This window comes from Salinimicrobium tongyeongense, from assembly GCF_026109735.1.
Classification (GTDB): domain Bacteria; phylum Bacteroidota; class Bacteroidia; order Flavobacteriales; family Flavobacteriaceae; genus Salinimicrobium; species Salinimicrobium tongyeongense.
Map to the genome: position 1 here is coordinate 562,115 of NZ_CP069620.1, position 21,050 is coordinate 583,164.

A 21,050-nucleotide genomic window follows, 5' to 3' on the forward strand; every position below is an offset into this window, starting at 1 on the left:
ATAACTAAATAGAAATAACTCACCAAAAGACCTGTGCATTAAGAAGCAGGAGCTTCACTAGAATCAAATATCAATCAGAAATTTCCTTTGAAATGAAAAATTTATACTTCTACTATTTCTTTATTTTTTTTACGGTTATCTCGTGTAAAGATGCTGAAAAAACCCGGGGAGACGAAGACAATGCCATTCCTGAAGAGGTTGTAAACCAACCTTCGCAGCGAGTAATTGAGGTAGCAGACATTGTTGTCCCTGATGGCTTCACTATAGAAGCTGTCAATATCGGCCTCTCTTACCCTGTAGATGTCACCTTTGACGAGGAAGGAAATTATTATATTGCTGAAGCAGGAGGCCATACCTACGGCACTAAACCTCCGCGAGCACCGGAGGCACGTATTCTAAAAGTATTCCCCAATGGGCAGGTAGAAGTACTTTACGATAAAGTGGTTCCAATGACTGAAATAATGGAATCAGCATCTTCCGAGGATATGGAAGAAGGGCTAATTCCTCCTGTAACAGGAGTAACTTATTACAAAGGCAACCTCTATATCTCCCACCGCAGCCGGTATTCTGTTTACAATCTTGAAACGAAAGAGTTTGAAACCATCATCAATGGGCTTCCTTCCTGGGGTGAATTTCTAAATGCAAAACCAATTTTTAAGGATGAAAAAATGTACTGGTTCCTTTCCACTCAGGGGAACAGCGGGGTAATTGAAGAACATTTTGTAATGGTCATAGACCAATTTAACAAACCTGATGCCAGAGAAATCCCAGGTGAAGATATTACGCTTACCGGACAAAATTTTTGGGTTCCAACTTCAAAAATTACTATGACAGAAGCAGACTCTGTAAAAACAGGGGCCTATGCCGCTTTAGGGGAGACCACTACCGCGGGGCAGGTAATTCCTGGGGAAAAGATTGCAAACGGAGCCTTTTATGTAAGCGATTTAGACGGCTCCAATATTAAAAGGATTGCCTGGGGATTCCGAAGTAGCTTTGGCTATCGCTTTAGTCCCGACGGAAGACTTATAACTACAATGAACAGTGCAAATCCAATGCCCCCACGCGGATTAATGTTTGACTGGGAACCTATTTACGAAGTGATAGAAGGGGAATGGTATGGTTGGCCTGATTTCTATAGTGGGCTCCCAATTACAGAAGAACGTTTTGGGGTCAAAAAAGAAGAACGGAATTTTGTCCTTACTCCTGAAACTCACCGCAAACTTTTAAAAGGTAAAAACAGACCTATACAACCTCTTGCAAAATTGTCGTCTCATGCAGCAACTCAGGGTATGGTATTCGGTCATGGAACAATGGATGTACCCGAAAATGAAATTTTGGTCGCTGAATTTGGAGCTATTGTACCGGTTTTTAAAGGAGAGAAGTATCATCCCCACCGCCCGCCTGGTGTGCCGCCAGAATCTGAAGCTCCCGAAGGTGTAAAGTATAATTGGCCGGGTTTTAAGGTACAGCAGGTAAATTTGAATTCAGGAAAAGCTACAGATTTCATTTACAACAAATCCGGACTTCCAGCCTCGGCTGACCAGGGGGGTGGTTTGGAGCGTCCTATTCAGTTAGAGTGGGACTCTCAGGGAAATTTGTATATCGTGGATTTTGGAGTAGTCGAATTTGACGATACGGGAATGAACGCCCATCCTTTTACAGGTGTAATCTGGAAAATTAGCAAACAATAAAAATACCGGGAATGGAAATTACAGCTACAGTTTTACTTTTTGCAGGAGCGGTTTTAGGTTTTATGGCCTTTACCCACTTAAGCATGAATATGTCGGTGCCTAAAATGATCTGGTTAAGCCACGTTGTTCTGGTAGCATTAGGTCTATTAGCTTTAATCATTAATGCTTTTACAACTGACAGTATGGAAAAACATTATAATTTGATGGTGATTTTCGTAATTGCACTTATTCCCGCACTAACGATGTTTGCAAAAAAGGACATCAACACCAGGAAAGCATTGGCCATTGTTTATGGTCTCACTGGATTTTTTGGTCTTTTCTGGTTAATTACTTATGTATTACCTTAAATAAAAATTATGAAGTGGACGTATCCAATAGTGGCTTTTATTGTATTCTTTGTTCTTGGTTTTGGTCTTGTAAACCTTTTAAAAGAAGACCTTGAAGTAGCCCCTTGGGCTGGATCAACTGCTGAAGAAGGCCGCCTTATATCTCATACAAAAAACGTTACCCGACTGGTGAATGCAGGACCTGCGGATCTACATTCTTATTTAAAGACTGCCATTCCGTATGAAGAAGCACAAACTACAAATATGGCTCCTTCAGAAGAAAACTGGCAAGAATTTTTTCTGAATTCCCTGAAAGTCAATCCTGAAGCCAGGCACGTTATCATTTTGTCCGGAGGTGACAAAAAAGCTTTAGCCTGGTCTTTACCTGGACTCTACTACGCCTACTTTTATGGTTCTCCGGTGATTTTTTATAACAACGGGGAACTTACAGGTAGGGAAAATGTCACCACTGCAATGCAAGCCTATGTACTGGGAACAGAACAGATGATTCCTGACGAAATTTTGAGTGACTTTAAGGATGTAGAAAGAATTTCCGCAAAGTCACCCCAGCAACTGGCCTTGAAACTTGCTGAATACAGGGACGAACAGACCGAATTTGGATGGGGTCGTGAAGTGGATCGAGACAATGGATATTTTCATTATGTGCTTACTACACCAGACGATGTGCTTTTAGGTTTAGCTGCCCTACCCTACGCCAAAAGTAATAACGCCACCTTATTGTATGCAGAAGAGGATGGTGGAATTTCAGGGGAATTAGATCGATATGCATTTGCTCAACGCGCAGACTGGTTTGTAACTCCTTCAGAAGGTCCTTTCAGGCATTTCTGGGTCGTGAGTAACAGGATAAGCTATGCAGCCCAGGCGCGCCTCGATTTTGCTTTGGAAAAAGCAGAGTACGCCAGTATGGGACCAATTGCTTTGGGTGATATGGAAGCCTTAATGTCCATTTTCCTGATTTGGGGAATTGCTTCTGCCCTGTTCGTGTGGATCCATTCCCTTTATTTCCTGCCTATGGTAAAGATGCCCATAAAAATCGGCTGGACGCTGGCTTCGCTTTTGCTGCCGGTACTGGGACCTGTGCTGTATATAAATTCCTATAGAAGGCCTGCAAAAGAAGTTGATGATGGTGACTGGAGATGGATACGCTCCCATAACCAGCAAAGTGCTACCGCTACTATTATGGGCTTTGGATATGGTGCTCCTTTAATGATAGTGGTTGGTTTCATTTTAGTCTGGTTCGGATTTCCCATTTTCTTTGGGGAAGGAATGGAAGGGCCTTTCTTTTGGCTGGGGGCGGGTATGCCTGTTATGATGATTGCCATGTATATTTTGGCAGTGCTCATTGCCTGGGCAATGGTCCAATACCCTATGAAAAAATCAATGATGCCGGGAATGTCTGATAAAAAGATTTCTAAAATGGCATTTATCACCACAGCACTAAGTATGCTGGCAGTAAGCCTTGGAATGATGTCGGTTTCCTGGTATATGCTTATGGACAAAATACCTATGATGCCAAAGGAAGACGATATTTTATGGTTTGCGAGTATGTGGCTGGCCTCTTTTATAGGTTTTTTGGTCGCCTGGCCTTTAAACTGGATTTTCATCCGTAAACATTTAAAACCCGGAAACGTATGATTAGATATTTTTATACTATAGCATTAGGTTTACTTCTTACCGCTTGTGGCAAAACTGAAGGAGGGCCAGGAGGAGGAAGTCATCCCCTTCAACAGGAGGCTTTGGCTACAGCTTATACTGTGAGGCTGCCTGGAAGAAACCCTGAAGAACAGGCAATCCTCTTAACCCAGACAGTTTATCCCGCCACAAGGGAGGACAACGCAGTTGGCGCTATCATTCTTGTTCCACAGGATGAGAAGATTGCTTTTACTGCTATGAATCGCATCACACATATGCCGGTAAACGCACCTTTACTTTACCTGACAAGAGACAACAAGATTTCGGAACAAACCCTTCGGGAAATGAAAAGGCTTCGACCAGATGGGGTGCTACAGGATAAACGCACTGATGTTTATGCAGTAAATGTTCCGAAGGACCAGGTAAACAAAATTCGAGAGGTGTTGGGATATCGTGTTCGAACATTTTACGAAGAAGATCCGGTAAAGTTAGCCTCAGTGCTGGATATGTGGCAAGCGGCTATGAAAGCAGATCATCCCGATGAAGTCATCATCTCGGCAGTAGATCATCCCGATGGCGTAAAACACGGTATAGGTCCTATGGGGTGGAATGCCCATATGGGCAAAGGATTCGCCTGGGTTTATCAGGATTCCATTCCCCAGGCGACCCGGGATATTCTCAAAAGGAGATATGGAGATCATGGCTCATATATGTACCTCACCGGTGGGCCAGATGTAATCTCAAATAAAGTTGCACAGGAACTAGGACAGTATGGGCTGGTCCGAAGAATTGATGGACCAAACGTTTTCGCTACTAACACAGTTAACGCTGGATATAAAGATTTTGGCAGAAACTGGGGATGGTGGTGGGACTGGGAACCCAGATCTTTTGGCTGGGGAATTGCACAGGCAGGCCACAACTATATAATTGGAAATCCGGACGATATGTTATCAATGATCCCGGCAGCAGTTTTGGGCCATATGGGAAAACACGGCCCTATTTTACTGGTCAAACCAGATAGTGTTCCTAAGGCCACTGCAGATTACCTAAAAATGGTTAAACCATTTAAAACAGGCCCCCAGGAAACCATCTTAAACTTCGCCTGGATCATTGGGGATACCACCTCTGTGAGCCTGGCGACCCAGCAAAATTTGGATCGATTGTTATCACCTTTTGACATTCCGGCCGATACTTCGGCTTATTTAACGGAGGCGCCAACATTACAGGAAAAAAAAGATTAAAATGGAAAAACAAAACGAGAAGCAGAAAATGAAAAAACCAGAACCTGATCTAATGGTGGAGAGGACAAACAGAGATCCACATGGACAGCTCTTTTATCATCCATCGATGCTCTCCATGGCGATTACAGGCGCTATTATAGGTGGTATTTTACTTGGATTCATTGCCTGGATGGTGGCCGATGGTGCATGGTCTGTGGTAGGTTTAGGGCAAATGTCGGCAGGAAATCGAGGACCGGGAGCTTTTTTCGGCTTTGTAGTAGGAAGCGGGATTGGAGGTCTGTTTGGTGGTCTTTTGGGCATCCATTCTACTCTTCGGGAAAATAGAAGAGTATCAGAAGAAAAAAGTAGAAAGTAATCCTATCTACACAAAGATAACTGAAGCAGGAAAATTTTAAATTAATAAAATAAAATCACAGAGTCATGGAAACAGAAAGAGAACAAAAAAGAAAGAACATGTGGTACTGGATCATAGGAACAATAATAGTCATTGCACTGATCTGGTGGTGGGCAGAAGCCGCCTAAAAAGTACGGGAATTCTTATTCATTGAAATTTTAATCAATTAAACTTTCTAAACTATGGAAACAGAGAGAGAACGGAAAAGAAAGAATATGTGGTACTGGATCATAGGAACGATAATAGTCATTGTACTGATATGGTGGTGGTGGGCAGAAGCTGCCTAAAAAGCAATACAATTTTATACTTCAGTGGCTGCAGGCCTGGAAAAAGATATTTTTTTAGATTATGATGATCATAGTTATAAGCCGGCCGGCAGTCATTTTATAGTTTAACATGATCCCCTCTACAACAAATTTAAGAAACTGCCCCCACTACAGTAAAAATTAAAAAGATGAAGGAAAAATTTAGAATTATAATTTTCTTCGCTATTCTGGTGGGATTCCAAAGTTGCTATCGTATAATGCCTTCCAAAGGCGGCGGCCAGCTAAATGATGTTCCCGAAAAGCGAAATATAGAGCCCACTGATGTGCTTTTACCTGATGGGTATAAAATAGAAGTCGTCACAGAAGGATTAACTTTTCCCACCGCCGTTACCTTTGATGAGGAAGGAAATACTTATGTTATAGAAGCAGGTTACTCCTATGGAGAAGTTTTTTTAGCTCCAAAATTGCTCAAAATACAGCCTAACGGTTCCACAACTACTCTATACATGGGTCAAAAAAATGGACCCTGGAATGGTATTACCTATAGCAAGGGTTACTTTTATATAGCTGAAGGAGGGCAGGTCGAGGGAGGAAAAATACTCAAAGTTAGTAAAAAAGGTACTTCACAGGTATTGGTAGAGGGCTTACCAAGTCTTGGGGACCACCATACAAATGGCCCGGTCATAAAAGATGGGTATCTGTATTTTGGACAAGGCACAGCAACCAATTCCGGAATAGTGGGTAATGATAATGCCTCTTTTGGCTGGCTCCACCGCTTTCCAGATTTTCACGACATTCCGTGTAAGGATATTACTATAAACGTAATAAACAGTGAGACAAAAAATGTCCTGAGCGAAAATTCCGATGATAAAGCAATTACAGGCCCCTTCCTTCCTTATAATCAAAAAGCCCAACGAAATCAGGTGATAAAGGGAGCAATTCCTTGTACGGGTGCTGTAATGCGGGTGCCAATCAATGGTGGCGATCTTGAGGTGGTAGCCTGGGGGTTCAGAAATCCTTACGGCCTCGCATTAGCCCCAGATGGACAGATCTACGTTACCAATAACTCTTATGATGTTCGGGGCAGCCGGCCCGTTTGGGGAACAGGAGATTTGCTTTTTAAACTAGAGCAGGATGCCTGGTATGGATGGCCAGACTACAATGGAAGTATGTCCATAACCCACCTGGAGGTGCCTGGAGAAGAAGACCCAAAAAAAATACTGGTGAATGATCCCGGTACGCCGCCACAGCCCGTGGCAAGTTTGGGGGTTCACTCCTCCTCCAACGGAATAAGTTTTTCCACAAATGAAGACTTTGGCTTTGAAGGCCAGGCTTTTATAGCCCAGTTTGGCGATATGGCACCCGGAGTAGGAAAGGTGTTGTCGCCCGTAGGATATCGGGTTGTACGTGTAGATGTAGCATCGGGAATAGTTGAGGATTTCGCCACTAATAAAGCGAAAAAGAATGGACCTGCCTCCTGGTTGGAAAAAGGAGGTTTGGAAAGACCGGTGTCAGTGCAGTTCAGTCCCGATGGTACTGCATTGTATGTGACAGATTTTGGAATCCTTGCAACGAGCAAGGAAGGTGCTAACCCTGTTAACAATTCTGGTGTGGTATGGAAAATTACAAGACAAGATTAAAAGGAAGAAATTACAGGTTTATAGCTATAGCGCTTCTATCAGGCATTGCCATTATTAGCTGCTCTGCCCCAAAGACAAAACCTTATGCTGAAGTGGTCACGCTGCCAACAGAGCAGCTTCAAAATGGGAGGATACTATTCAACAATTACTGTGCCTCCTGTCATCCTGGAGCAATGTCGGGTGTGGGGCTGGCTATTATAAATAAACCTTTGCCAAAGGCTCTTATTAAATTTCAGATAAGAAACGGAATTGGTGTTATGCCCGCATTTAATGAAAAACAACTCTCAGATGAACAGGTAGAAAATATCGCAGAATACCTGCGCTACTTGCGTATAAACAGGAACAAAGACTAAATTCTGAGAAGTGAAATTACCAACACTGCATTTTTTCTTTTGTTTTTGTTCTCTGCCAACCTGCAGTTAAATGATCCGGACCCTCTGTTATGGTTTTTCATCCATTTATCTGGTGCAATATTATGCGCTTTTCCGTTTTTTAAAATAAGCTTTGCTGCCTTGTATTGGGTGGCCATGATTTTCTATACAGGTTATGCTGTTTACCTGTTATTCATTTCAGATGGGGTCCTTACCTGGTACAGTGAATATGGTACCGGGAACCTTGCCCAAACTATGAAGGCAGAAAAACAGTACTAGTAATAATAAAGTAGTTGAAGTAAAAGTAAATGCTCGCTACTAAAGAAAAACGATAAAAATTAATTGATAGATATGAGAAAGAATGAAAAAGAAGTATTGGACGGGTACGTAGTGGATATTATTTGTCTTCGGCGTATTTCACCCTCGCAATATACTAATCAAGCAAGTGAGCATTCTACCGCCTGCGCTTTGATGGACCATTGCGTAGAAAGCGGTTATGGATTGATAGGGGAGAATAACGAGCTAAAACTGCTTGATCCCAAAGCTACCCCTCGCATTGTTGCCCTCTTAAAACAAACCGACAAAGACAAAGGTGTACGCCTTCGAGTGGAGCGGGAACAAAATGACCAAGAAATGACGACCACAAAGGTCTCGTTTGCTTAACCCGAAACAGTTAATCTATATGAAAGAAAAAAAGCCTAATCTGACAGAGTACAGGGAAGCAGAGGAGCGTAAACCTCCTTCCGCCAAAGTCATACATGATGCTATTTTTAAAGAAGCAATCTCAGAACTTTCCCGTTCATCCTCGGCATTATTCTGGTCAGGACTTGCAGCCGGATTATCTATGGGATTTTCTATGATTTCAGAAGGCTTGTTAAAGGCATATTTACCTGATGCCGATTGGAGCTTCCTGGTTTCTAACCTCGGCTATAGCGTAGGCTTTGTTATTGTGATTATGGGAAGGCAGCAGTTGTTCACAGAAAATACGCTAACACCAATATTACCTCTTCTGGAAAAAAAAAGCTATAGGACGCTTTTAAACGTCCTACGCCTATGGGGAATTGTTCTTGTTGCTAATTTAGTAGGAGCTGCTATTGTAGCTTACGTGGCTGCCCGTACAGAGGTTTTTGACCCGCACGTACAAAAGGCCTTTGCAGAAATTGGAAGTACTGCAATGGACCCTGGGTTTGAAACGACCTTGCTACGGGGTATATTTGCCGGATGGCTCATCGCATTGATTGTTTGGCTTATACCATACGAGAAAACTACAGGTTTTTGGGTAATAGTAATTTTGTCATATATTATTGGAATCGGACATTTTAGTCATGTAATAGCAGGCTCTGTGGAAACTTTTACTCTGGCTTTTATGAACAAGGTAGGATGGTGGTCCGTCCTCGGCAACTATACACTACCTGCCCTTATCGGAAACATTATAGGGGGCGTAATGATTGTGGCAGGAATTAATCACGCTCAGGTAAAATCAGATAATTAAAAAAAACTCCTGGCAAACTAAAAGGCTACAGTTCTTTAAAGTTAATGGTAAAGAAGTCATTCTAAAAAATCACTCCCAAAGACAAAAATTACATTTAACACAATTTTTATGTAATTAAATTTTCAAGCTATTTAATTTGTAAAAGCGTTTAATACTCAATCAAATTAAGCTTAAATCAGAAATAACTTCTAACCAAATAATCTAAAAATGGAAAATAATCAAAACAACAAAAAGCCTTACATAAAGTTTTTTTTAATGATAGCAACTTCAATGATTGCCATGTTCTTTCTGATGTATGCACATTCTTACCAAATTATAGATCATTTTTGGTATAGTGAAACCAGATTGTTTATGACAATGATCATGGGAGGGGCAATGATCATTATTATGTTATTGTATATGCTCAACATGTACAAAAACAAAAAAGCTAATATGCTCACTCTTGCTTTCGGAGTTATACTAATAGGTGGTTCGATATGGCTGGTACGAAGCCAGGTAACTGTTTCAGATACAGATTACATGGAAGGCATGATACCTCACCATTCAATCGCAATTTTAACCAGCGAACGTTCTCAAATAGAAGATGTTAGGGTAAGAGAGCTTGCAGATAAAATCATTAAGGCGCAGCGTAGGGAGATCATGGAAATGCAATGGCTAATAAATGACATAAGAGAAAACGGCATAGTAGAAACAGAGGAAGAAAAAAAGGAACGTCCGGTTCCAGATTTTGAAGGTACGGTCGAGAAAGAGACCATAGATCTATATGAATAACTAAATTCTTGCTAAATCGGCTAATCTTCTTAAATCACGTTTATAACTTTAAATGAGAACCTCCAGCACCTTGTGGGGCGAAGCTGACTAATGTTCAAAACCAACTTTTCGTGAAAATAGCCAATGGATTTTTTGCAGTAATTTTTCTTGTTTCTGCCGCTATACAACACAACGACCCGGATCCACTTTTATGGATGTCAATATATGGCTACGGTGCACTGATCTGTACCCTGGCGATTTTCCGGAAGGATAGTAGGATTTTACATTATGCAGGCCTGGCCGTTTTCGTTTCTTACGCTGTGTATTTGTTTTTTATTCATAACGGCGTCTACACCTGGTTCAGCTTGCATTCTGCAGAAAATATCACCGGATCAATGTCAGATGAAAAACCATGGATTGAAGCCACCCGGGAATTTTTCGGGCTTCTTATTCTCAGTTTTGCCCTTTTATTAAACCTGATCTTTCGAAAACAGAGAAAAGGCTCTACCTCTTCCTATAGCTGAAATTAAGATAAATACAACAGAGGATGAAGATTAGATTTCTTATATTAAAAAGGCATTGGCACATCGAACTGCAACCAAAAATTTAATCACAATGAAACAGCCACAAAAACTACTGCTAGATTGGATCGCTGAGGTTTGTTCTTCAGAAGAAGTAAAATGGCTTGAGGAGGAAGAAAAAAAGTTCAGATCTCAAGGAAATGAGAGGGATCTGGTATTAGCTTTTTCTAAGGTTCCTCGAAAAATTACCCGAAAAGATCTGAATATTGGGCCTGAAGAAACCTTTAAGGCGCAAACGCTGAAAAAGAATTGGCATCCGGAGAATCTTGATTCAGAGCAGGCGGCAAGAATTCTGCTTCTGCTTTCTTTTGCGTCAGAGAAGCCGGAAGAATTTTCAGGTACAGTTGAAAAATTGTTGGAAACTGCAGATCTAAATGAACAAATCACTATTTATTCAGCTCTACCATTGTTTCCTAATCCTGAAAGATTTCTCCAAATAGCTTACAGCGGTACCCGTTCTAATGCTACCTCTGTCTTTGACACCATTACATTGGAAAATCCTTATCCTTATGAACATTTTTCAGAAGAAGCTTATAATCGGCTGGTACTTAAAGCCGCTTTTATGGAGAGGCCTTTTTGGAAAATTGTCGGCATCCCCGAACGTGCCAATCCGGTACTTGCTGAGTTACTGCTGGATTTGGTCTCAGAAAGATGGTCTGCCGGCAGGGAGTTTAATCCACTCGTCTGGCGATTAATTACTCCTGCCTTAACTGAAAATCGCTTTCGGGAATTTAAAACAAGGGCAAAACAAATGGATCCCATAAATGAAGAAGCTGTTGTTCTTGCTTATGAGCAACATAAAAATTCTTCAACTCCGGATTCCCGAAAGTGGGAAGAATTACTTGAAAAATGGGAAACTCAAATACACACCTAAATATTGACATATGAAATTTATAGATCCACACATTCACATGACATCCCGAACTACAGATGACTACAGCCGTATGCGCGAGGCAGGAATTGTAGCTATAATTGAACCTTCTTTTTGGCTTGGCCAGTTACGAACAAATGTTGGCACATTTAAAGACTATTACAGTAGCCTTATAGGCTGGGAAAGGTTCAGGGCGAGTCAGTTCGGGATCAAACACTATTGCACCATCGGCCTTAATTCAAAGGAAGCCAATAATGAAGAACTGGCAGAACAAGTGATGGATCTGCTGCCCCGGTTTGCTCTCAAGGAAGGTGTTGTGGGAATAGGGGAAATAGGATTTGACGAACAAACAAAAGCAGAAGAAAAATACTTCAGAAAACAGCTGGACCTGGCAAAAGAGCTGGAACTACCGGTGCAGATCCATACACCGCACAGGGACAAGAAAAAAGGTACTTCTTTAAGCATGGATATATGCCTGGAGCATGGACTTGACCCGGAATGGGTAGTAATAGACCACAACAACGAAGAGACAGTCAAAGAAGTTCTGGACAGAGGTTTTTGGGCAGGGTTTACTATATATCCCAACACCAAAATGGGAAATGAACGTATGGTGGAGGTTGTGAAGCAATACGGTTCAAAGAATATATTCATAAACAGTGCCGCCGACTGGGGGATTAGTGATCCTCTCGCAGTCCCAAAAACAGCTGCCCTAATGCAAAGAAGAGGTATTGATCAAAAGGATATTGAAAAGGTAACCTACGGCAATGCACTGGTTGCATTTGGACGCAGCGGACAAATGAAAGAAGAGGACTGGGAAACAGAAAAAGAAATTGATCTCAATGCTAAATTCTCGGGGAATTCGGTTCTACGTGGGGAACAAATTCCGACTTCTCAATCTAACGAAGAGGACATCCTAATAAAGTAGAATAAATGTTGCCATACCTGAAGCTAATGAGGCCTGCAAATATCATAACCGCTTTTGCAGATATACTTGCGGGATCATCAATCGTTGCCGGAGGTTTAATCGTGTTTTATAGTGCAGATCTCTACCTGTTATTGTTGGCGACAGCAGGCTTGTATGGTGGCGGGGTAGTCCTGAACGATTATTTTGATGCCGAAATAGATCAACAGGAACGACCGGAACGGCCTATTCCAAGTGGACAGGTAACCAAAAGCGAGGCTTTGACCCTGGGAGTGGTGCTTTTTCTGATAGGAATAGCAGCTTCTTTTGTGGTTAATGTAGTTTCAGGGTTTTTGGCAGTGGCTATTGCAGTTTTAGCCACCGCTTATGACGCCAAAGGGAAACATATTGATTGGATAGGCCCCATAAATATGGGGCTTTGCAGGGGTTTAAATCTCCTCCTGGGAATGTCAATACTTCCTGCTATCACCGCGGAAAACTGGTACCTGCTATTCATTCCGGTAATTTACATTGCAGCCATAACCTCCATTAGCAAAGGTGAGGTTACAGGTTCTACCCGGAAACCCTTATATGTGGCAGCTTTTTTTTATCTTTTGGTCATTACAGCTATTGCATATTTGGGATATGAATCAGAAGCCAGCGACTTCTTTTCCACTGTTCTGTTTGTAATACTGTTTGCAGCTCTTATCCTGCCTCCCCTTGTTCGGGCTATTAAAGAACCTTCAGCTAAAAAAATACGCCTGGCTGTAAAAGTGGGGATTATCTCCCTGATTGTTATGAACGCAGCCATTGCGGCTTCCTCAGCAGGTCTTTTTTTTGGGCTTGTGGTGTTGACTCTTTTACCCTTTTCTTTCCTGACCGGAAAATTGTTCCCGGTCACTTAAAACCTTGTTATGAATACCAAAATAAGTGCTCAAAAAACAAACATCCGGCAAAGCTTCACTCTACCTGTAGCCTATGACGTGTATTTTACCGAAGATCTTTTTGCCCCTGCAAATCCCACTTTTAAGCAGGTATTCAGTCGAAAGACAGAAAAAAAGTTAAAGCTCTTATTTGTGGTTGACAGTGGTTTACTTGAAAAAACACCGGGCCTTCAGGAAAAAATCAGGACTTACTGCGAAGATATTTTACAACTCGAGGACCTTCCCGATCCCATCATTCTACCGGGTGGCGAAGAGAGCAAGAACAATTTAGATCACGTTACTTCTGTTCTGGATCAAATTAATAAATATGGCATTTCCAGGCATTCGTTCGTAGTAGCTATTGGAGGAGGCGCCGTGCTCGATGCCGCAGGATTTGCAGCAGGCATTGCGCATCGCGGAGTAAGGCTGATAAGAGTTCCCACCACTGTTTTATCCCAGAATGATTCGGGCGTGGGCGTCAAAAATGGAATAAACTGGTACAACAAAAAGAATTTCCTGGGAACCTTCACCCCTCCCTTCGCTGTCATCAATGATCAGCAGTTTTTACGAACTTTAGAAGAAAGAGACTGGCGAGGCGGCATTTCTGAAGCCGTGAAAGTGGCTCTTATTAAAGACAGGAATTTTTTTGACTGGATTAAGAATGACACCGAAAGACTGGTCAACCGGGATAATGAAAGTATGCAGTACCTCATTTACAGATGTGCAGAGCTTCATTTAAAACATATCTCTTCGGGAGATGCATTTGAAACAGGCTCCTCCCGGCCTCTTGATTTTGGCCACTGGGCAGCTCATAAACTGGAACAGTTCACCAATTACTCCTTAAGACACGGGGAAGCTGTTGCTATAGGAATCGCTCTGGATTGTGTCTATTCATGGAAGACCGGCTTGATAAAAAAATCTACTTGTGACGAGGTGCTTCAATTACTTTGGAATCTGGGTTTCAGATTATATACGCCGGAATTACTTCGATCCGAAGGAAAAGAATTTGAGGTGCTCGAAGGCCTTCAGGAATTTCGGGAACATTTAGGCGGGGACCTCACTATTATGCTTCTTGAAGAAATCGGCGTGGGGAAAGAGGTACATCAAATAGATCAGGAGAAAATGAAAGAATCCATCCTTTTTCTTGAGAAGGAAGATCAAAAAATTGGGGCATCTTGAAATACAAAAACTACCATCTTACCTACTGTACCAATGTGCATCCCGCGGAAGACTGGGCAACCACGTTCTCACAGCTAAAGAAGCATGTCCTGCCTTTAAAGGAAAGATTATCACCCGAGACACCCTTTGGCATCGGCCTGAGATTGTCGGCAAAAGCTGCAGCCGGTCTCCTGGAAAATAACGGGCTGGGAGAATTTCAAAAATGGCTTAAGGAAAATGATCTGTACGTATTCACCATGAATGGCTTCCCTTACGGCGCTTTTCACGCCACGCATGTTAAGGAAAAGGTACATGACCCCGACTGGAGCACTAAGGAAAGAATAAAATATACCAGGGACCTTATCCATATTTTGGCCAGGCTTTTACCTGCGGAAATTAGTTCAGGCAGCATTTCAACATCTCCCGTATCTTACAGGTTTACTCAGAAAAATATTAAAAATAATAAGGAGACTGAACAGAAGATCACTGAAAATTTCGCTGCTGTTGTGGAGCTGCTTTTTCAGCTGAAGGAAAGTACAGGTACAGAGATTCATCTGGATATAGAACCCGAACCGGATGGAATGGTAGAAAGTTCAGCCGAGGCGGTAGCATTCTTTGAATATTTAGTACAGGATGTTGGGATGCTTCTACAAAAAAAGCTCAGGGTCCCGGCGGAAAAAGCACATGCCATCATTTTGGATCATCTTAGGATCTGCTATGATGTTTGCCATTCTGCCCTTCTTTATGAGGAACCATCTGAAGTCATGGCAAATTTTGAGAAAGCAGGAATAAAGATTGGAAAAATCCAAATAAGTTCAGCCTTGAAGATCGCTATTCCCCTGGAGCAACCTGAGCGGAAAAAAATTCAGGACCGTTTGACAGCTTTTGCAGATTCTGTTTATTTACATCAGGTAGTGGGTTTACTACCCGACGGTTCTTTTGAACGTTATAAAGATCTCCCGGCTGCCTTAGAAAGTTTGCCCGTGACCCATTCCACCGAATGGCGAATTCATTTCCACGTTCCCATTTTTGCTGCGGAATATGATGGGATCTGCTCTACCCGGCAACAAATAGAAAGGGTTTTCTCCCTACCAAACCTGAAGGAGATCACTTCTCATCTTGAGATAGAGACCTACACCTGGGATGTATTGCCCGAAAAGAATCAAAGCTCTTTAACCGAATCTATTGCCCATGAATATCGTTGGGTGCTAAGCAACCTGTAAAAAAATGAAAAAAACAGTCGTTATTAATGTAGTTGGACTTTCAAAGAATTTAGTGGGAGACAAAACACCTTTCTTAAAAGGGTGGGCAGGAAAAAAACACGTAAGAGCTATAGATCCGGTACTTCCCGCTGTTACGTGTAGCGCCCAGGCTACTTACCTTACAGGGAAATATCCTGAAGAGACAGGGATTGTAGGAAATGGCTGGTTTTTTAAAGAGGAAAATGAAGTGAAATTCTGGAGGCAACCCAACCAGCTTGTACAAAGCGAAAAGATTTGGGAAACGCTGAAGAAAAAAGATTCGGATTTCACCTGTGCAAATTTTTTCTGGTGGTATAATATGTATTCTTCTGTGGACTACTCGATCACCCCTCGCCCCATGTATCCTGCAGACGGCAGGAAAATTCCGGATATCTATACCTTCCCCTCCCATTTAAGAGAAGATCTCCAGAAGGAATTAGGACAATTCCCTCTGTTCAAATTCTGGGGCCCTGCCACCTCAATTGAGGCTTCAAAATGGATCGCCCGTGCCTCGAAGATGGTCGATGCACAAAATGATCCCACTTTGACTCTCATTTATATTCCACACCTGGATTATAATTTTCAGCGCCTGGATTCACATCATCCCAATATTGACAAAGACCTGAAACAGGTGGACGAAATTTGTCAGGACCTTATCAACTACTATGAATCTAAAGGTGCTGAAGTAATTTTACTTTCTGAATATGGAATAACTGAAGTAGAACGTCCTGTTTATATCAACAAACTGCTAAGGGAAAAAAACTGTATCGCTGTCAGGGAGGAACTGGGTTATGATGTTTTTGATGCTGGCGCCAGTGAAGCTTTTGCTGTTTGTGATCACCAGCTCGCCCACATTTACATCAGGGACAAAAGCAGGATTTCTGAAATAGGAAAACTGCTAGGGGAGCTACCCGGAATTGAAAAGTTAATTACAGGAGAAGAGAAAAAGGAGTATCACCTGGATCATGAACGTGCCGGAGATATTATTGCTATTGCCGACAAGGATTCCTGGTTTTGTTACTATTACTGGCTGGATGACAAAAAAGCTCCTGACTACGCCCGAACAGTCGACATTCACCGGAAGCCGGGATATGACCCTGCCGAGCTTTTTATCGATCCTGACATAAAATTCCCCAAGCTGAAAATAGGTCTGAAATTACTACGGAAAAAGATGGGCTTCCGGACACTCATGGATGTAGTTCCGTTAAAGCCTGAGCTGGTAAAAGGTTCCCACGGCCGCCGTCCTGAATCAACCGGGGATTGGCCGATCTTCATTTCTTCTTCTAAGGGAAAAGAAGCAACCTTAAAACCTGTGGCTGTCTTTGACGAGATTAGATCCGCGGTACTTTCAGAATGAACTAGCTCATCACATAAAGCTAACTTTATTTAAGGAGCAACCATTTTAAAAACCTTGCCGGTAGTACCTATAGGGCCTTCTTCATCGGTTGTAAGAATAAACATTTCTCCTTCCTTGTTCTGACCGAAAGACAATAAATAATGGCCGATTGAAGTAGAGTTGGTCTGAGCAATTTTCAGCTCTTGAAAATCCCACATGCCGGTCTCTTTTGGAGTTGAAACGAACACGGCTCCCGCAGGTTTTCCATGATGCTGCGTCCAGGTGCCAAAAATGTACTTTCCGTCCATATTTCTAAGGTCTTCACCCCTGTAAACATAACCTCCTATGACGACCAGGCCTTTGCCTCCATGGTCGGTCCCGCCTTGTTTAAATTCAATCACAGGACTTATTAAAGGGTTGCCCATCTTATCTTTTTCGGGACATTTCTCCTTCTCTTTATCGTTATTATAGGCATTGAAGCAGTGTGTTCCTTCCATCACGTTCCATCCATAATTGCCACCTTTTGTGATCACACTTACTTCTTCCCAAAGTACCTGTCCTGCATCTCCCGCAATGAGATCATTGGTTCCTTTCATGTCAAACGAGAACCTGTACGGATTTCTGAGCCCGTAGGCGTAGATCTCGTCCATTCCCTCCTTATCTACAAAAGGATTGTCATCAGGAATATTATAAGGAGCATCTCCATTTACGTCAATTCTCAGGATACTGCCCAGCAGGTTTTGCTCTACATCCTGCCCATTACCACCGGCATTTTCCCCATACCAATCAGGTACATGTCCCATGTCGATATCATTTGCCCCACCACCATCGCCAAGGGCAATGTAGAGGTAATTGTCTGGCCCAAAGGCCAAAGTCCCAGCATTGTGATTATCCTGTGGCTGATCGACCTTCAGAATGATCTTTTCTGAAGCTTTGTCAGCCATATCGGGGTTATCCGGAGAGACCCTGAATTCTGAAATGTGGCTGGTATGATCCCAGTTCTCGGGACCATCCCCACTCAGGGGTGCACTATAATAGACGAAGAACCTGCCGTTTTCACTATAATTGGGGTGAAAAGCAAGTCCTAACAAACCTCGTTCTTCATGGGCATCTTTTAGTTCAACTATCTTATTTTTCAGATTTAAGAATGGTTCTTCCAAAAGTCCTTTTTGGGGAGTATGAATTCGGATCACCCCTACCTGGTCAACGATGAAATACCTTCCAGATTCATCAGGAGATTCAACAAATGCCACAGGGGAAACTAGATTATCTGCTACAACCTCCAGTCCTACCGATTCCTGCGAAAAAGTTGCGAAGGATATAGTTAATAAGCAGATTAAAGAGAAAAAGGATTTGATTTTCATAATGGTCTATTTTTAGTGGAATTCCTTGTTATCAATCTGTTAGCAAGGTACACAAAACCATATACAGCAGTGGTTAACAGGCTGTTAAAGACTGACATATGACTGTTAAGTCTATAAATACTAAATCGACATTTAACCGCTCTATTTAACTATGATTTAAACTTATCCTCTTATTAACTTTAAAGAGAGTAAAGTATTAGTTCTTCAATAGTATTTCTATCATTTTATTTTAAAAAAAAGAAGAATATTTGAATGTAATTTTATCCATGGCTATCTATAGTAAAAATCGATTCCGCTAGGAGAGACATTTTATTTTTAAGTTTTTTATTCAGAATAGAGGATATAATTGTTAATTATGACATATTTTTTAGCTTTCTTGATCCTGTTCCACGACCTGGTGCCAGCTAAGGCCCTCGCTTCTAAGCAAGCTCCCCAAAATACGCCTACGCTCAACCAACTCTTGTGAGTTTCTTTGAGTCAAACTGCGCGGTAAATCTTCATTGCCTGGGGAAACTTCAGCTTTAGGCAAGCTGCGGGAGAAATTTTTATCTAGATTTCGAAGAAAATCTGACAGAGAAGAACGCAAAATTTTCAATTCCTCCCGAAAATTTTCTCCCTTGTTAGATTTAAGAAGAATTGATAAAGCCTCATCTAATCTTGTGATATTAATACTGAACGAGTCTTTCACTTGGGACCGACTGTAGTAATGAACAACAGGATAAGCCTGATGACTTACGGAATGTTCGTCTACCTTCTCCTGAAGGTCAAGGATCTGTAGGTAACTATAGGGGGAATCTAGTCTAAGTAACTTATTTGCTATGGCCTGGGGGCTATTACCCAAATTATGGATGCTTTTCGCCAGGGTTCTTTTCTTTACCACAGCAGATGAAACTGAAAGAAAATAAGTCATCGAGCTGGTGAAAAAAATGAATCCAAAGAAGGAAAAGCAGCTCGTAACCAGTTCAAAAAAAGGCGATATAGGTTTAAAATTTCCCATCCCCAGAGTAGAAAGTATATATCCAGTAAAATAGAGCCGTTCCCAGAAATTTGCTACTCTGCCGCTACTGTTAGTAATATCCTCGGGGTTGGAAGAATAAACCAGGAAAAGTCCAAACCAAATCATAGAAAGCCATACTGCGAGGATCATGAGATTTATGAATAGCCCGTGATAGTTATAAAGCTTTCTCCCAAAAATCCCCACACAGAACTGTAGTATCCTATCTGATAAAATTGCCACATTTTCAGAAATAAAACCCGCCCCACTGGCGGAAAGAGTAGTGTAAAAGAAATCATGTATAGCTATTAATAGTATAATGAATCCAAGGATTAGCAATGTTTCTGACATTTTATTATTTATTTGTTTTTATCTATGTTATAATTTTTGAGAAGCCAATATAAATAGACCCTGAAATTCATCCTGAAATCCTACAAAAAAAAGAATCATTAGGTGAAATTTCTTTCTCTCCTTTAGAATCAACCTCTATTACAGGCTCACAGAAAACTTCTTCTGCTATCCACCATCCCAACTCTACAATTACTATTGAAGCGAAAATCAGACACCATAGCCGCTTATTCGCATCTCTCTCTCTTTTGAAATCCATAACGTAATTTGTATCAATTTTGAACAAATTAGTTATTATGGATTTCGCCCTGTTCTATTATTTTAGAAAATACATTCACTATCCCAGGATAATGGTAATTTAGATTGTAATGTCTTTGTCAAGGAACCATAGATTTTCATTATATGCTAAACCTTTGCAGCTCTAAGACGCCAAGCATTTGCTATTACCGCAACAGGGCTGCAATAGCCAAGGCAGCAATTATAGGTGAAAGAAGTATTACTAAAAATGACTACGGCAATCCTGCTGCAACTGGAATACCCAGGGTCTTGTTTTCAATAAGCTCGTTCAAAAAACATCCAGGTGGCATAAAAAACAACAGGAACAGATAGCCCTAAATGAACCCATTTCCGGTACTTTCAATCCATTAGCTCTAACAGTGGATTATCTGAAAACATTTCCTCAGACATCGCTGCTATTAAATTAGGAACGGTGAAGACAGTAGCAGTCAAGAACTTCTTCAGCAGTTTCTTAAGTCTTATCATCTCCATCCACACCTCCTTCCATAGGCACAAGATCCATCCCGCAAATTGGGCAGGAACCCATTTCATCCTCTACTGTTTTAGGATGCATGAGGGAGGTAAATCACTGAGGCATCTTTTGCGAAAACGGTACTTCCACAAGATTCACCCTACACACCGTGCAATCCCCGGGTTTGTTGTAGGTTTTTTCCTCCTCGCAGTACATTGGATAATAAAAGGTTCCAGATCCTCCCGTCGCTTTTTATGTATTTTCTTTAGACGGTTTTTTGGGTTTCTCTCCCGGCACAGTGATAGAATAAGTTCCTCCATCTTCCTCCAGCTTTTTCTGAAAGGTTTTAAGTGGAATATGTTTATCCATCTCTATCATCGTCTCTTCCTTTTCTAGGTCTACCGAAGCCTTTGTGACTCCTTCTACTTCATTTAAGGTTTTTTCGACACGGCTACGGCAGCCGTTGCAGGTCATCCCGTGAACAGCATAGGTATGCGTCATATTGTTTGAGAACTACCTTCATCCTCAAGTGGTAGAGCAATAGAATAGCTTCCTTTCGTTTCTTCCAGTGCCTGCTGTAGCTTTGCCACGGGCACATGCTGCTTCATCTCAATAACTGCCTGTTCATTCTGAAGGTTTACTTCAACATTAGATACTCCTTCAACTCCCTGCAAAGCTTTCTCCACCGTACTTCGGCAGCCGTTGCAGGTCATTCCTGATATTTTATATTTATGGGTCATTTAATTACGTTTTTAGTTAAA

The 21,050-nt window shown here is 41.7% G+C and carries 23 protein-coding genes; 18 read left to right on the plus strand and 5 right to left on the minus strand.

Going from position 1 to position 21,050, the window contains the following annotated elements; all coding sequences use genetic code 11:
- Positions 1 to 92 precede the first annotated feature (92 nt).
- From JRG66_RS02490 to JRG66_RS02575, 18 genes are all read left to right on the plus strand, one after another.
- A complete protein-coding gene (locus tag JRG66_RS02490) occupies positions 93 to 1,691 on the plus strand; it encodes a PQQ-dependent sugar dehydrogenase family protein (RefSeq protein ID WP_265164168.1) in 1,599 nt (532 codons plus the stop codon).
- Between the two features lie 11 nt (positions 1,692 to 1,702).
- Positions 1,703 to 2,038 (plus strand): hypothetical protein, encoded by a 336-nt coding sequence (locus JRG66_RS02495; protein WP_265164169.1) that lies wholly within the window; start codon positions 1,703 to 1,705, stop codon positions 2,036 to 2,038.
- Positions 2,039 to 2,047: 9 nt separating this feature from the next.
- A complete protein-coding gene (locus tag JRG66_RS02500; protein ID WP_265164170.1) occupies positions 2,048 to 3,673 on the plus strand; it encodes a DUF4396 domain-containing protein in 1,626 nt (541 codons plus the stop codon).
- Entirely contained in the window at positions 3,670 to 4,911 is a 1,242-nt protein-coding gene (locus tag JRG66_RS02505) for a hypothetical protein (RefSeq protein WP_265164171.1), read from the plus strand. The genes JRG66_RS02500 and JRG66_RS02505 overlap by 4 nt, the downstream gene beginning before the upstream one ends.
- A 1-nt stretch (position 4,912) precedes the next feature.
- Positions 4,913 to 5,266 carry a hypothetical protein gene (locus tag JRG66_RS02510; RefSeq protein ID WP_265164172.1) on the plus strand — a complete coding sequence of 118 codons (354 nt, stop codon included), beginning with the start codon at positions 4,913 to 4,915 and terminating at the stop codon, positions 5,264 to 5,266.
- A 493-nt stretch (positions 5,267 to 5,759) separates the two neighbouring features.
- Positions 5,760 to 7,211 carry a PQQ-dependent sugar dehydrogenase gene (locus JRG66_RS02515; RefSeq protein WP_265164174.1) on the plus strand — a complete coding sequence of 484 codons (1,452 nt, stop codon included), beginning with the start codon at positions 5,760 to 5,762 and terminating at the stop codon, positions 7,209 to 7,211.
- Complete coding sequence (locus JRG66_RS02520) at positions 7,187 to 7,564, plus strand: c-type cytochrome (RefSeq protein WP_265164175.1); 378 nt, start codon at positions 7,187 to 7,189, stop codon at positions 7,562 to 7,564. The genes JRG66_RS02515 and JRG66_RS02520 overlap by 25 nt, the downstream gene beginning before the upstream one ends.
- Before the next feature lie 45 nt (positions 7,565 to 7,609).
- Positions 7,610 to 7,861 carry a transmembrane 220 family protein gene (locus JRG66_RS02525; protein WP_265165394.1) on the plus strand — a complete coding sequence of 84 codons (252 nt, stop codon included), beginning with the start codon at positions 7,610 to 7,612 and terminating at the stop codon, positions 7,859 to 7,861.
- 72 nt (positions 7,862 to 7,933) lie between these two features.
- Positions 7,934 to 8,245, plus strand: a complete 312-nt coding sequence (locus JRG66_RS02530) for a hypothetical protein (protein ID WP_265164176.1) — start codon at positions 7,934 to 7,936, stop codon at positions 8,243 to 8,245.
- A 19-nt stretch (positions 8,246 to 8,264) separates the two neighbouring features.
- Positions 8,265 to 9,074 carry a formate/nitrite transporter family protein gene (locus JRG66_RS02535; protein WP_265164177.1) on the plus strand — a complete coding sequence of 270 codons (810 nt, stop codon included), beginning with the start codon at positions 8,265 to 8,267 and terminating at the stop codon, positions 9,072 to 9,074.
- Between the two features lie 207 nt (positions 9,075 to 9,281).
- Positions 9,282 to 9,845 (plus strand): DUF305 domain-containing protein, encoded by a 564-nt coding sequence (locus JRG66_RS02540; RefSeq protein WP_265164178.1) that lies wholly within the window; start codon positions 9,282 to 9,284, stop codon positions 9,843 to 9,845.
- Between the two features lie 110 nt (positions 9,846 to 9,955).
- The gene (locus JRG66_RS02545) at positions 9,956 to 10,348 is read left to right on the plus strand and encodes a transmembrane 220 family protein (protein WP_265164179.1); all 393 of its coding nucleotides are present in this window, start codon (positions 9,956 to 9,958) and stop codon (positions 10,346 to 10,348) included.
- Between the two features lie 91 nt (positions 10,349 to 10,439).
- Positions 10,440 to 11,279 carry an EboA domain-containing protein gene (locus tag JRG66_RS02550; protein WP_265164180.1) on the plus strand — a complete coding sequence of 280 codons (840 nt, stop codon included), beginning with the start codon at positions 10,440 to 10,442 and terminating at the stop codon, positions 11,277 to 11,279.
- A 10-nt stretch (positions 11,280 to 11,289) separates the two neighbouring features.
- Positions 11,290 to 12,201: a TatD family hydrolase gene (locus tag JRG66_RS02555; RefSeq protein ID WP_265164181.1), complete on the plus strand. Its 912-nt coding sequence runs from the start codon at positions 11,290 to 11,292 to the stop codon at positions 12,199 to 12,201.
- A gap of 5 nt (positions 12,202 to 12,206) precedes the next feature.
- Positions 12,207 to 13,082, plus strand: a complete 876-nt coding sequence (gene eboC, locus JRG66_RS02560) for a UbiA-like protein EboC (RefSeq protein ID WP_265164182.1) — start codon at positions 12,207 to 12,209, stop codon at positions 13,080 to 13,082.
- Positions 13,083 to 13,091: 9 nt separating this feature from the next.
- Positions 13,092 to 14,279 (plus strand): 3-dehydroquinate synthase, encoded by a 1,188-nt coding sequence (locus JRG66_RS02565; RefSeq protein ID WP_265164183.1) that lies wholly within the window; start codon positions 13,092 to 13,094, stop codon positions 14,277 to 14,279.
- On the plus strand, positions 14,276 to 15,481 hold the full coding sequence (eboE, locus tag JRG66_RS02570; protein WP_265164184.1) for a metabolite traffic protein EboE: 1,206 nt from the start codon (positions 14,276 to 14,278) through the stop codon (positions 15,479 to 15,481). Before JRG66_RS02565 ends, eboE begins: the two co-directional genes overlap by 4 nt.
- Before the next feature lie 4 nt (positions 15,482 to 15,485).
- A complete protein-coding gene (locus JRG66_RS02575) occupies positions 15,486 to 16,856 on the plus strand; it encodes an alkaline phosphatase family protein (RefSeq protein WP_265164185.1) in 1,371 nt (456 codons plus the stop codon).
- A gap of 29 nt (positions 16,857 to 16,885) precedes the next feature.
- Here JRG66_RS02575 and JRG66_RS02580 read toward each other — a convergent pair whose 3' ends face one another.
- From JRG66_RS02580 to JRG66_RS02600, 5 genes are all read right to left on the minus strand, one after another.
- A complete protein-coding gene (locus JRG66_RS02580) occupies positions 16,886 to 18,199 on the minus strand; it encodes a PQQ-dependent sugar dehydrogenase (protein ID WP_265164186.1) in 1,314 nt (437 codons plus the stop codon).
- A gap of 367 nt (positions 18,200 to 18,566) precedes the next feature.
- A complete protein-coding gene (locus JRG66_RS02585) occupies positions 18,567 to 19,544 on the minus strand; it encodes an ion channel (RefSeq protein WP_189602888.1) in 978 nt (325 codons plus the stop codon).
- Positions 19,545 to 20,289: 745 nt separating this feature from the next.
- Positions 20,290 to 20,391, minus strand: coding sequence for a heavy metal-binding domain-containing protein (locus JRG66_RS02590; protein ID WP_265164187.1), 102 nt, complete (start codon positions 20,389 to 20,391; stop codon positions 20,290 to 20,292).
- A gap of 150 nt (positions 20,392 to 20,541) precedes the next feature.
- Positions 20,542 to 20,790, minus strand: a complete 249-nt coding sequence (locus tag JRG66_RS02595) for a heavy-metal-associated domain-containing protein (protein ID WP_265164188.1) — start codon at positions 20,788 to 20,790, stop codon at positions 20,542 to 20,544.
- Positions 20,787 to 21,029, minus strand: coding sequence for a heavy-metal-associated domain-containing protein (locus JRG66_RS02600; RefSeq protein ID WP_189602886.1), 243 nt, complete (start codon positions 21,027 to 21,029; stop codon positions 20,787 to 20,789). Before JRG66_RS02600 ends, JRG66_RS02595 begins: the two co-directional genes overlap by 4 nt.
- Positions 21,030 to 21,050: the final 21 nt, after the last annotated feature.